Source organism: Ramlibacter sp. (genome assembly GCF_035548915.1).
Lineage (GTDB): Bacteria > Pseudomonadota > Gammaproteobacteria > Burkholderiales > Burkholderiaceae_C > Ramlibacter.
Genome location: NZ_DASZSE010000029.1, coordinates 106,475 through 118,849, shown reverse-complemented (window position 1 = coordinate 118,849; position 12,375 = coordinate 106,475). Strand labels below are relative to the sequence as shown.

The following is a 12,375-nucleotide window of genomic DNA, read 5'->3' as shown; positions in this document are numbered from 1 at the left end:
CGCGAGCCGTTTCGCTCAGACGGGGAGCACTTTCCAGCTCGATCCGTCGAACTGCTGCATCCGCAGCCCGCGCACGGGATGCCGCTCGGAAGCGTTCGTGTCCACGGCGATGCCGGGCAGCAGCATCGGGAGTTCAAGATGGAGCCTGCGCGCCTGGCGCATGACGTTCTCGCGAGTGAGGTCCGCTGCGCACTGCCTGAGCACCTGCGCCGTCGTTTGCGCGATGGAGGTGCCGTACGCGGCGAAGTAATCCTTCGGCATGCCGGGATTGAACTTGTCCATCAATTCGCTCCATGCCCGCACCCCCGGGTCTTTCGCCCAGGCCGGATCCGCGGCGTCCTTGATGAATGCGCCGCTGATCACGCCTTTGGACCTGTCCGGCCCCGCGGGTGCCATGACGCTGGGCACAGAGGAGGAATTCTGGTTGATGTAGATCTGGGGCCGCCATGCCAGATCGCCCGCCTTGCGCAGCGTCTGCAGCGTGGCCTTGGGAGACCCCCACATCACGAGAACGTCGGCTCCCGTGCCCATGAGCCGCACGATCTGCGAATCGACGGTGGGATCGGTCACCTCGTGCGTCGCCTGCGCCGCAAGCGGCTTGCCCGCGGCCTTGAACTCGGCCTCGAGGCCGCGAAAGAGGTCTCGCCCGGCATCGTCGTTCTGCGTGAACACGGCGACTTTCGCGGCGGGCAACGTCTTCAGGATGTGCTTCGCGATCGCGCGGCCCTCGTCGGCGAACACGGGCTGCCAGCCCACGCTCCACGGATAGGTCGCCGCCTCGTCGTCCCACACCGAGGCCCCGGAGCCGATGAAGAGCTGCGGAACGCCGTTCTCGTTGAGATACTTGCGCGTCGCCATGCAAGTGGGCGTGCCGATCGGCATCACGATGAAGGCAACCTGCTCCCGCTCCACGAGGCGGCGCGTGTGCTCGAGCGCCTTGGGCGGGCTGTATCCGTCGTCGAGCGCGACGACTGTGAGCTTGCGCCCGTTGATGCCGCCTTGGACGTTGAGCGATTCGAAATAGGCGTTCAAGGCCTTGGTGGTGCCGCCGTACGCCGCGGCCGGACCGCTGAAGGGCGTCGTCGTGCCCAATCGAATTTCAGTGGCGCTGACGCCGGGGGCCGCCGCGGGCTGGGATCGCACCCAACCGGCCGCACCCGCCGCGGCTGCTCCCGCGAGAGTTCGGATGAAATGGCGTCTTTTCATGGCGTCGTGTCCTCCGGCATTGTCACGAAGAATGCAGATGCGGATACCGTCCGCGGGAGCCTCCGAGCCGAGCGCGTTCGATCCCGAGCGGGCGTCGGCATGTGAATTGCGAGCTGTGCTGACGCTTGCAGAATCGCCACTTTGCGCCGTTCGCGAGCACAGGACAAACCCTTACCGCGTGTTCGTTCGGAACGACACACCACAACGCGCCATCGTGTGCGTGTGCGTGTTCGGCGACCCCGAGCAGGATTGCTGCATAAAATCCGCGCCAGCATGAGCTCCCTCATCGTCCTGCTGCCCGCGGCGCCGAGCCCGACCAGCGAGTTCGCTTTCGTCGTGAGCCCCGATCGGCGCACGATGCAGCAGCACGGCAGCGCCCCCGTCGCGCTGCTGCCCAGGCCGCGCGGCGCAGGCGCGGAAGTCGTCGCCGTCGTCCCCGCGCAGGCGCTGTCGTGGCATCGCGTGGAGCTGCCCAAGGGCGTCACCGCGAATTCGCCGCGTCTGCGCGGCGTGCTCGAAGGCCTGCTGGAAGAGCGGCTGCTGGACGAGCCCGACACGCTGCACTTCGCGCTGCAGCCCCACGCCGCAAGCGGCGCCGTGTGGATCGCGGCCTGCGACCGCGCTTGGCTGCGCCACGCCTTGCAACTTTTCGAAGCCGCCGACCGCGCGGTGATGCGCATCGTGCCAGAGCTTGCTCCCGAGGGCGCGGGCCGCCTTCACGCGATGGGCGAACCCGACAACGCGTGGCTCGCGTGGGCAGGCGAAGACGGCGTGCTCGTGCTGCCGCTTGCCGCAACGTCCATCGGATTGCTGCCGGCTGCCGCGGCGAAAGCCGACTGCATCGCGGCACCCGCGGTCGCCGCGCTCGCCGAGCAGGTCCTGCACCGCAAGGTCGAGATCCTGCAGGCGCCGCAGCGCTGGCTCGCCGCCGCGCAGTCGGACTGGGACCTCGCGCAGTTCGAATTCGCAAGTTCGGGGCGCACGCGCGCGATCAAGAAGCTCGCCTCCGGCTGGGTCGAGCTGCTGCGCGCGCCGCAATGGCGCGCCGCGCGCTGGGGCGCGGTGCTGCTCGTCGCGCTCAACGTGATCGGCCTGAACGCCTGGGCGCTGAAGGAGCACAACGCGCTCGAAGCGCAGCGCGAATCGATCCGGCGCATCCTCACCCAGACTTTTCCGAACGTGAAGGTGGTGGTCGATGCGCCAGTGCAGATGGAGCGCGAAACCGCCGCGCTGCGGCAGGCGACCGGCATGGCGTCGGGCCGCGACCTCGAAGCGATGCTCGCCGCGCTGGCCCTTGCCGCGCCACCGGGGCGCAGCATCGCCAGCGTCGACTTCGCGCCGGGCGAATTGCGCGTGCGCGGGCTGGGCCTGTCTCCGGTCGAACTGCGGCCCATCGCGCTCAACCTGAAGAGCATGGGCTACGCGGCAAGCCCACAGGGCGACACGCTCGTGCTCACGCAGGAAGGCGCGCCATGAAGATCGCGGACTTCACAGCGCCGCTCGCGGCGCGCTTCGAGTCGCTCGCACCGCGCGAGAAGCTCATGGTCGTGGCCGCGTCGGCGCTCGTGGGCGTGGCGCTCGTGTGGTGGATCGCCTTCGCGCCCGCGCTGCGCGTGCTGCGCGGCGCGGAGGCACAGCACCGCACGCTCGATGCGCAGGAGCAGCGGATGTCCACGCTTCAGGCACAGGCGCGGGCCATGCAGTCGCAGCCGCGCCAGGGGCAGGAAGAGGCGCTGCGCCGGCTGGAGCTCGCGATCCGCCAGCAGCTCGCCACGAGCGCGCGCTACAGCATCCAGGGCGACCGGGTGTCGGTGACCCTGACGAACGTTGCGTCCGAGACCATCTCGCAGTGGCTCGCGCAGGCGCGCGTGGACGCGCACGCGCTGCCCGCCGAAGCGAAGCTGCAGCGCAATCCCGCGGGGACGTGGGACGGCACGCTGGTGCTCGTCCTGCCGCCCCAGTGATGCGCGCAGGGCGCATGGCACGGACGAAGCGTCCGGCGGGGTCGGCACGCACGGCGCTCGCACCGGCCGGCGCTCGCTGGGCCGCCTTCGGCGCCATCGCGGGCGTGCTCGCGGCGACGCTGCTCTTCGCGCCGGCGCAGTGGCTCGCCGCGGCCGTTCGACATGCCACACGCGGCCAGATCGTGCTCGCCGAGCCGCGCGGCACGGTGTGGAACGGCTCCGCGCAACTCGTGATGACGGGCGGCGCGGGCAGCGCCGATGCGGCGGCCCTGCCCGGACGCCTCGACTGGACACTTCGCCCGCGCCTCGACGGCGCGGCCGCGCGGTTGTCCGCCGCATGCTGCACCGCGCAGCCGATCCCGGTGCGGTTGCACGCCCGCCTCGCCGGCGCGCGGCTCGAAGTCGGCGACGGCACGCTGCACGTGGCCGCGATCGCGCTCGCGGGGCTCGGCACGCCCTGGAACACGCTGCAACTCGAAGGCGAACTGCTCATGTCTTCCCAAGCCCTTTCAGTAGAATGGGTCGAAGGCCGCCTCGCGATCGCCGGGCGGGCCGAGCTGGTGGCGCAGAACCTGTCTTCGCGCCTGTCGACCTTGAGGCCCATGGGCAGTTACCGCATCACGCTCGCAGGCGGCGCTGTGCCGACCGTGCGCCTGGATACGCTGGAAGGCGCGTTGCGCCTCACGGGCAGCGGCCAGTGGGTCGGGCAACGCCTGCACTTCGCGGGCGAAGCGAGCGCCGCGGAACCGAAGAACGCGCCCGCGCTCGAAAACCTGCTGAACATCCTCGGCCGCCGCAACGGCCCTCGCTCCATGATTTCCATCGGGTAGAACCTTGCCGCACGACATGATCCATCGATTCGCCGCCGCCACGCTCGTTGCCGCGATGCTCGCCTGCACGTGGCCCGCGGCCGCGCAGTCAGCGCGCGCGGGCGAGCCGGTCACGCTCAATTTCGTCAACGCGGAAATCGACGCGGTCGCGCGCGCCATGGCCGCGATCACGGGCCGCAGCATCGTGGTCGATCCGCGCGTGAAGGGCACGATCACGCTCTCCACCGACCGGCCGGTGTCGCCCGCCGCGGCGTACAACCAGTTCCTCGCCACGCTGCGTCTTTCCGGCTTCACGGTCGTCGAATCGGGCGGCCTCCTGAAGGTCGTGCCCGAAGCCGAAGCGAAGCTGCAAGGCGGCGCGGTCTCCGTGGCGCCCTCCGGCGTCGGCGGCTCGCAGATCGTCACGGAAATCTTCCGGCTGAATCACGAGAACGCGGGCAACCTCGTGCCGATCCTGCGGCCGCTCATCAGCCCGAACAACACGATCAACGTGAACCCGGGCAACAACTCGCTCGTGATCACCGACTACGCGGACAACCTTCAGCGGCTCGCGCGCATCATCGCGGCGCTCGACGTGTCGAACGCGACCGACATCGAGATCGTGAACCTGAAGTACGCGCTGGCACCCGACCTCGCACCGATCGTGCAGCGTCTTGCGGAATCCAGCGGCGCGACGGCCGCGGCACCGGGCGCGCCGATCGTGAGCGGCGACGCGTCGTTCCGCACGACAGTCATCGCTGAGCCGCGCAGCAACTCGATCATCATCCGCGCGGCGAACCCCGCGCGGCTCGCGCTCGCGCGCTCGCTCGTGGAAAAGCTCGACCGGCCCCCGTCGGAGAACGCCACCGGCAACATCTACGTCGTCTACCTGAAAAACGCCGATGCGACGCGCCTCGCGACCGTGCTGCGTGCCGCGATCGCGGGCGGGCAGTCGAGCGCGGGCGGTGGCGGCGCGAGCGGCAGCGGCACCATCGCGACCACCGCAGGCATCGCGGCGACCACCGCCGGCGCGAGTGCCGCCACGACCCCCGTGGCCGCGCTCGCGCAGCCTTCCACCGGCGGACAGATCCAGGCCGATCCGGCGACCAACTCGCTCATCATCACCGCGCCCGAGCCGCAGTACCGCCAGTTGCGCGCGGTGATCGACCGGCTCGATTCGCGGCGCGCGCAGGTCTACGTGGAAAGCCTGATCGCCGAAGTGAATGCGGACCGCGCCGCCGAATTCGGCATCCAGTGGCAAACACCGCTCAACAGCACGAGCAGCAGCGCCGTGGGCGTGCTCGGCTCCAATTTCACGATCGGCGGGGCGAACATCATCGACCTCGCGCTCACGGCCGCGGGCCAGGGCACGTCGAAGCCTTCGAGCGGCGTGAACTTCGGCGTGGTGACCAAGGTGGCGGGCCAGTACGTGCTCGGCTTCCTCGCGCGCTTCATCCAGACGCAAGGCGACGGCAACATCCTCTCCACCCCCAACCTGCTCACGCTGGACAACGAGGAAGCCAAGATCGTGATCGGCCAGAACGTGCCGTTCGTGACGGGCCAGTACTCCAACACGGGCACCGGCACGGGCGGCACGGTGAATCCGTTCCAGACGATCGAGCGCAAGGACGTGGGTCTCACGCTGCGCGTGAAGCCGCAGATCAGCGAGAACGGCACGATCCGCATGCAGATCTTCCAGGAGGTGTCGAGCGTCGACCCGACCTCCGTGACCTCCGCGACGGGGCTCATCACGAACAAGCGCTCCATCGAATCGAACGTGCTCGTGGAAGACGGCGGCATCGTCGTGATCGGCGGCTTGCTGCAGGACACCTACGCGGGCAGCGTGGAGAAGGTGCCGGGACTCGGCGACGTGCCCCTGCTCGGCAATCTCTTCAAGGCCGAGACGCGCAGCCGCAAGAAGACCAATCTCATGGTGTTCCTGCGTCCCGTCGTGCTGCGCGATGCCGAGCAGACCGACGAGCTCTCGCTCGACCGCTACGAGCTCATGCGCACCAAGCAGGAAGCTTCGCAACCGCGGCCGAGCACGATCACGCCCGTGAACGACAACGCGGTGATGCCGCCCGTGACGCGGCCGCGAACTTTGCCCGGCACGACGACGCCGCCCGCGCCCACCGCGCCGGTGCCGCCGCTCACCGCGCCTTCGACCCGCTGAAGTCCGCCTCGATCATGCGCTACCCGCTGCCGTACGCTTTCGCGCGCAGCCAGCAGCTGCTGCTGGAAGACGATGCCGGCCAGCTCGTGCTCTGGACGAGCGGGCAGCCCTCGCCTTCGGCATGGAGCGAAGTGCTGCGCAAGTTTCCGGTGGCGAGCGTGCAGCAGCTCGACGCCGCGGCGCTCGCGCAGCGCATCAGCGCGGCCTACGCGCAGGGCGAGTCGAGCGCGGCGACCGTCGTGAGCGAAGTGCAGAACGACGCCGATCTCTCGCGCATCATGCAGGAGCTTCCCGCGGTGGAAGACCTGCTGGAGGCGAGCGATGACGCGCCCATCATCCGCATGCTCAACGCGCTTCTCACGCAGGCCGCGCGCGACGGCGCGAGCGACATCCACATCGAGCCTTACGAGCGCCATTCGTCCGTGCGATTCCGCGTCGACGGCAGCCTGCGCGAAGTCGTGCAGCCCAATCGCGCGCTGCATGCCGCGCTGATCTCGCGCCTGAAGATCATGGCCGAGCTCGACATCGCCGAGAAGCGCCTGCCGCAAGACGGCCGCATATCGCTTCGCATCGGCACGCGCGCCGTGGACGTGCGCGTGTCCACCCTGCCCTCGGCGCACGGCGAACGCGCGGTGCTGCGCCTGCTGGACAAGAGCGAAAGCCGGCTCACGCTCGAATCGGTGGGCATGACGGGCGCGACGCTCGCGCGCTTCGAGTCGCTCATCGCGCAGCCGCACGGCATCATCCTCGTCACGGGGCCGACGGGGTCGGGCAAGACGACGACGCTCTACGCGGCGCTGCAGCGGCTCGACGCGGCAAGCAGCAACATCATGACGGTGGAAGACCCGATCGAGTACGAGCTGCCGGGCGTCGGCCAGACGCAGGTGAACCCGAAGATCGACCTCGACTTCGCCAAGGCGCTGCGCGCGATCCTCAGGCAGGACCCGGACATCATCATGATCGGCGAGATTCGCGACTTCGAGACCGCGCAGATCGCGATCCAGGCGTCGCTCACGGGCCATCTCGTGCTCGCCACGCTGCACACGAACGATGCGTCGAGCGCCGTCACGCGGCTCACCGACATGGGCGTGGAGCCGTTCCTGCTGTCGTCGTCGCTGCTGGGCGTGCTCGCGCAGCGGCTCGTGCGAAAGCTCTGCCCGCACTGCCGCGGACCCGGCTGCGACGAATGCGGCTACACGGGCTATCAAGGCCGCACCGGCGTGTTCGAGCTGATGGTGGCCGACGAGAAGATTCGCGAGCTGATCCACAACCGCGCGGCCGAAGCGCAGATTCGCGAGACCGCGCTCGCCGGCGGGATGACGCTGATGCGCGACGATGGCGACCGGCTCGCGCGCGCGGGGGTGACTTCACGCGAAGAGGTGTTGAGGGTGACACGGGATTGAGTGGGGTCCACCGCAATCGCGGCCATTTATACTGACCCACGGCGCGCGCGACGCGTCCCCACGAAGCGGGCATTTCCAGCCGCGAGTTTTCCGGAGGGTTCGTGATGTTTCGTCTGCTTGCCGCGCTGCCCGCGGCCATCCTCGCGGCGATCCTCGTGGCCGGCTGCGGCGGCGGCGACAGCGCCACGGCATCCGGCCCCGCCGCAAACGCCGCCGCCGCAAACGCCACCGCCGCAAACCCTGCCGCAGCGACTGCGCTGCCGCAGGCGCTCGTCGACGCGGTGCGGCAGGCGATCCCGCCCCGGCGTGCGGCGGTCGCGGGCGCGCCCCTCTCTCCCGCCGAAGCATTCGACTGGGCCGAGCTGCACTTCCCCGAATTCTTCCCGCAAGAAGGCAAGGTTCAGGTCGTGCAGAGCGCGTACGCGTTTCGCTACTACCCCCAGAGCGGCAACTACCTGGCCGTCGCGGTGGCATCGAACGAGATCGCGCTTTTCGCGCTCGGCCCGGCCACGGGCGGGCGCGTGGTCCAGCTCGGCTCGCTCGCGGACTTCACCTGCGTGATGAAGCCGGGCGTGTGCTTCGTCGGCGCCGATGTCGATTCGGTCTCGATGTCCACGTACGAAGGCGGCATGCAGCACGCGACGCTCGACGCAGCCGTTCCGCCCACGCAAGGCACGCTCAGCGTCTCGGTCGACGAGGGAGCCCCCTGGCTGAGTGCCGAGCTCACGGGCACGTCGACCGTGAGCATCACCGCGTCGGCCGCGAGCCTCGCCGCGGGCAACTACCAGGGCGGCGTCACGCTGCAGTTCGTGCCGATCCGGGGCGCGACGACCACGAAGAGCGTCCCCGTCCTGTTCACGGTCGGGCCGGGCCTCATCGCACCGGCATCGCAGGCGAAGACCCTGAACGCGACCGCCACGGTCGCCTCGCTCGCCGGATCGGTGAGCGTCGCCCGTGCGGACGGCACGGCGCAGACCTGGATGGCGTCGAGCTCGCAGCCCTGGCTGCAGGTGACGCCGAGCGGCACCACGCCGTCAGCGCTCACGTATACGTTCGATGCGAACGCGGTCGCCAGCCTCGCGAACTACTCGATCCAGGCAGCGACCGTGACGCTCACGAGTCCCGGCGCGTCGACGGCGTCGTTCCAGGTCACGCTCACGAAGCGCCTGCCTTACCTCGACACGGCCATGCCTTACGGCGTGCCCGCGGGCTCGTTGTCGCACGTGGTCGTCCACGGCGCGGGCTTCCTGCAGTACGCGTCGACGCCTTCGATTTCCGGCGTCGCGGCTTCCAGCGTCCAGGTGCAGTCCGATTCGCAACTCGCGTTCGATGCGACGCCGCCCGCCGCGGGCAACTACACGCTCGCCATCGGCAATGCGGCATCGATGGCGACCGCCACGGCGACGCTGCAGGTCACGGCCTCGACGCCCTATGCGGTAACGACGAGCTTCGCGGTCGCCGGCAACCGGAGTTCCTATCTGGAGGATCCGGTTCGCGGCGCGATCTTCGCCGTGGGCACCGCGGAAAACGCGGTCTACCGGTACCAGTACAACGGCGGCGGCTGGACGCAGACCGCCTTGCCGCTCGCGAGCCCGCTCGCGCTCGGCATGTCGCCGGACGGCAGCCGTCTTTTCGTCGTCCTGGCCGGACTCGTGAAGGAAGTGAACCCGGACACGATGCAGCAGGTCGCGACGCTCACGCCCGGACTCACGTTCGCGAGCAATCTTGGCGAGCCGCTCGCGACCACCGTGGATGGCCGCTTGTGGCTGCCCGCGGGCCTGCGCTACTTCGAGCCGCGCACAAACCGCTTCCTGTCGCTCGATGCGAACGGCATCGGCACGATCGATGGCTTCGTCGCCTCGGCCGACGGCGAGACGATGCTGCTGCTGCAGGACGATTCGGCCCACCAGTACAACGCCAGCGACGGCACGGTGACGCAGCCGATGGGCGACCTCGAACTCGCCTCCGGCGTGCGCATCTCGAGCGACGGTTCGCGCGTGCTGACGCAAGGCAGCTTCAGCGTCTACGACAGCAGCTTCGACGGCGGCTACGAACTCGTCGCGCGGCTGCCGGACCCCGCGGCCGGCGAGCATTGGGGCGCGGCAGCGCTGAGCGCCGACGGCACGAAGGTCGCGGTGCTGGCCTATACGGGCACGGCGTTGCCGTTCTCGTTCAAGCGCATCGACGTCTTCAGCACGACGGCGCTCGTGCCGGGCACGACGACCATGACGAAGACCGGCTCGATCGCGATCGGCACCGCGGCCGCGCAATGCGGCGCGGCCGATGCGGGCTGCAGCGCGCAGGGCACGCTCTTCATCGCGCGCGACGGCCGGACGGTCTTCTGGATCGGCAACAAGTTTCTGCAGACCTACAAGCTGCCCTGAACGTACCTGAACTTGACGGCGCGGTAGCCTCGCTGAACTCGGTCGCGCCGGTTCAGACGCGTTCGGGCGGACCCGACCGCCCCGGCAGCTCCACGGGCGCCTGGGGCCCGCGCTCGTCCTCGGCGGGCGGCGCCTTCGGCTTGGGCTCCGGCGTGGAGGGCGGCGCTTCGCTCGGCTGCGGCGCCTCGGGATTCATCTTCGCCGGGGGTTGAACGCGCGGCTCCGGATCATCGCCCTTCGGCTTGGGTTGCGGAATCTTCGCGCGGTCGGGCCGCGGATGCAGCACTTCGCCGCCATGCGGTGTCGGGTCGTCGGGCATGATGGGAGCTCCTCGGCGTCAAGGCCCATTGTTGGGCGCGGCGGCTGCGCGCACGCGTCGGCCGCAGCCGGGCCCGCGCGTCGGCGCTTGCCGATGAGTCCGGGCCGCGGCCGCAAACCGCGCAGCTGGGATGTCCGTTGTGGCTTCGTCTCAGAAGAACGCGGTGTCCAGCTGCTGCACGGTCCCCACGAAGTCGGCGAAGTGCTGAGTGTTCAGGCCGGTGGACGCGACCGCAGCGAAGAATGCGCCGTTGTCGGCGAAGACCCGGCCGGGGCCGATCAGGTCGGTGAGTTGCTGCACCTGATCGGGCGTGGGCGTCTGGTGCACGAGCGCCTGATAGAGGAATTGCACGAACGGCGCGCTCGGGATCCCCGGCACGTAAGTATCGAGCATCGTCTGCGCGAGCGCGGCCATGTTCGCCGAATGATCCGCGACGGCCGTCCATTGGCTGAGAAGCGCCCGCGACGGCGCTGCGCCGGTCACGGCCCAGAGCAGCGCCTCGGCCTGCCACACCGGCTGGTTCACGCCGGTGTCGAAGGCGAAGAGGGCATCGGTAAGCGCGATGCGCTCCACGCCCGTCATCGTGAGCGTGCCGTGCGTCGTGCCAAGCACGGCCGTCGGACCCGGCGTGAAGCTTTCCACTGTGGCGAGCCCCGAGCCGACGATCGCCCAGTCGAGGCCGTCGCCGCCGTTCAACGTGTCACCGCCGCTCACGCCGCCATAGAGCGTGTCGTTGCCCGCGAAGCCGTTCATCTCGTCGGACGCGGCCGTGCCCGTGAGCGCATCGTTGCCCGCCGCGCCGTTCACGATGCTCTGGTTCTGCGGCATGTCGGTCTGGTTGCCCGCGAAATCCTTCGGATGGCCGATCGACACGGTCGTGAACGGTGTCGGGTTCGCGGTGCTCGCGCTGACGGCATCGCCCGTGAGCGAATGGAAGCCGTCCGTGGGGAGGTTGGTGTAGGAGGCCACCGAGACGCCGGCGTAGTTCACCTTCACCGTCGTGCCCGGCTCCAGCAGGAGAAAGCCGGCCGGGACGATGAAGTCCGGCGTGACGAGGCCGAGGTCCGCGAACCCTTGCGTCGCGAGCAGCACCGACGTGTTGGCCGTGTTCTGGTTCGGAAGGTTCGAGGGGAACGTGAACGTGTGCGTGGTCGCGCCGTCGCGCACGGTGATGCTCTGGCCCGCCCAGAAACTCTCGCCGTCGAAATTGTCGACGTGCAGCTCGATGAACTGAACGGCGCCGCTTGCGTTGGAAAAGAGCTCGGTGATGTCGTACAGGTGGAAACTCATGCGGCGCAGTATCGGCCGCGAGCCGCCGCTGTCAACGGGAGAGGTCCCGCCCCCCGCGCTGGAATGGATGCGCCCGTTCGCGTGTTACCGCATTCGCGCCGCGCATCGGGGGGTGTGCCGCGCATCAATGCGCGGCGATCGGTTGCGTGGGCGGGCGCAGGTTCGACAGGTAGTTCACGAAGCCTTCGATGTCGGCTTTGGTGAAGACCGCGTCCGCACCGAACTCCACGCAGCGCACCTTGATGTTCGGCGTCGCGTAGTCGCTGAGCACGAGGATGCGGGCATGCTCGTTGGCCGCCCGATAGCGGCGGATGAGGTTGAAGCCCGAGCCGTCGCGCAGCACGAGGTCGATGATGGCCATGTCCCAGCGGCCGGGGTTTTCCTGCAGCCAGTTCGTGCCTTCGCCTTCGGTTGCGGCGTTGCCGATCACTTCGTACGGGCCCGCCTGTTCGAGCAAGTCGGCAACCAGTGCGAGGATCTCGCGCGAGTCCTCGATCATCATCACGGAAATCACAGGAAACTTCCTCCATCGATCCATCTGCTGCCGCAGCGTCCTGTCACATTGGATGTGCATGATGCGGCTGTGTCTGTAGGCGCGCAATGCCCCGCGCGTGGGATGGGTCCTACCGCATCCGCACACGACCCTTCTCATCCATGGGAAGTCGAGCGTGCAGGCTGGCGTCGCCACCGGTGGCCCACAGGCGGCGTTAGCGGTTGCCCGGCGGCGCGATACGATCCGTTGCTGTTGCGCTGTTGCATTGCTGCAAATCTATACGGCGCGCACACCGGCCAGGGCGGGTTGACCCTCATTGCTCGGGTGCGATCCG

At 69.1% G+C, this 12,375-nt stretch carries 10 protein-coding genes; 6 read left to right on the top strand and 4 right to left on the bottom strand.

Annotation, left to right across the window (positions count from 1 at the left end):
• Positions 1 to 15: 15 nt before the first annotated feature.
• Positions 16 to 1,092, bottom strand: coding sequence for an ABC transporter substrate-binding protein (locus VHA82_RS10685; protein ID WP_325543345.1), 1,077 nt, complete (start codon positions 1,090 to 1,092; stop codon positions 16 to 18).
• Positions 1,093 to 1,479: 387 nt separating this feature from the next.
• Between VHA82_RS10685 and gspL the strand changes: the two genes are divergently transcribed.
• From gspL to VHA82_RS10655, 6 genes are all read left to right on the top strand, one after another.
• The gene (gene gspL, locus VHA82_RS10680; protein WP_325543343.1) at positions 1,480 to 2,682 is read left to right on the top strand and encodes a type II secretion system protein GspL; all 1,203 of its coding nucleotides are present in this window, start codon (positions 1,480 to 1,482) and stop codon (positions 2,680 to 2,682) included.
• On the top strand, positions 2,679 to 3,170 hold the full coding sequence (gspM, locus tag VHA82_RS10675; RefSeq protein WP_325543341.1) for a type II secretion system protein GspM: 492 nt from the start codon (positions 2,679 to 2,681) through the stop codon (positions 3,168 to 3,170). Before gspL ends, gspM begins: the two co-directional genes overlap by 4 nt.
• Before the next feature lie 14 nt (positions 3,171 to 3,184).
• Positions 3,185 to 4,000 carry a type II secretion system protein N gene (gene gspN / locus VHA82_RS10670; RefSeq protein ID WP_325543338.1) on the top strand — a complete coding sequence of 272 codons (816 nt, stop codon included), beginning with the start codon at positions 3,185 to 3,187 and terminating at the stop codon, positions 3,998 to 4,000.
• Between the two features lie 16 nt (positions 4,001 to 4,016).
• A complete protein-coding gene (gene gspD, locus VHA82_RS10665; protein WP_414708641.1) occupies positions 4,017 to 6,152 on the top strand; it encodes a type II secretion system secretin GspD in 2,136 nt (711 codons plus the stop codon).
• Positions 6,153 to 6,166: 14 nt separating this feature from the next.
• The gene (locus tag VHA82_RS10660; protein ID WP_325543336.1) at positions 6,167 to 7,555 is read left to right on the top strand and encodes a GspE/PulE family protein; all 1,389 of its coding nucleotides are present in this window, start codon (positions 6,167 to 6,169) and stop codon (positions 7,553 to 7,555) included.
• 104 nt (positions 7,556 to 7,659) lie between these two features.
• Positions 7,660 to 9,939 carry a hypothetical protein gene (locus VHA82_RS10655; protein ID WP_325543334.1) on the top strand — a complete coding sequence of 760 codons (2,280 nt, stop codon included), beginning with the start codon at positions 7,660 to 7,662 and terminating at the stop codon, positions 9,937 to 9,939.
• A gap of 52 nt (positions 9,940 to 9,991) precedes the next feature.
• Here the strand turns inward: VHA82_RS10655 and VHA82_RS10650 are convergent, their stop codons facing one another.
• The 3 genes from VHA82_RS10650 to VHA82_RS10640 form a co-directional block, all read right to left on the bottom strand.
• Positions 9,992 to 10,258, bottom strand: coding sequence for a hypothetical protein (locus tag VHA82_RS10650; RefSeq protein ID WP_325543332.1), 267 nt, complete (start codon positions 10,256 to 10,258; stop codon positions 9,992 to 9,994).
• A gap of 150 nt (positions 10,259 to 10,408) precedes the next feature.
• Positions 10,409 to 11,548 (bottom strand): hypothetical protein, encoded by a 1,140-nt coding sequence (locus VHA82_RS10645; protein WP_325543330.1) that lies wholly within the window; start codon positions 11,546 to 11,548, stop codon positions 10,409 to 10,411.
• 124 nt (positions 11,549 to 11,672) lie between these two features.
• Positions 11,673 to 12,062 carry a response regulator gene (locus VHA82_RS10640; RefSeq protein ID WP_325543328.1) on the bottom strand — a complete coding sequence of 130 codons (390 nt, stop codon included), beginning with the start codon at positions 12,060 to 12,062 and terminating at the stop codon, positions 11,673 to 11,675.
• Positions 12,063 to 12,375 lie beyond the last annotated feature (313 nt).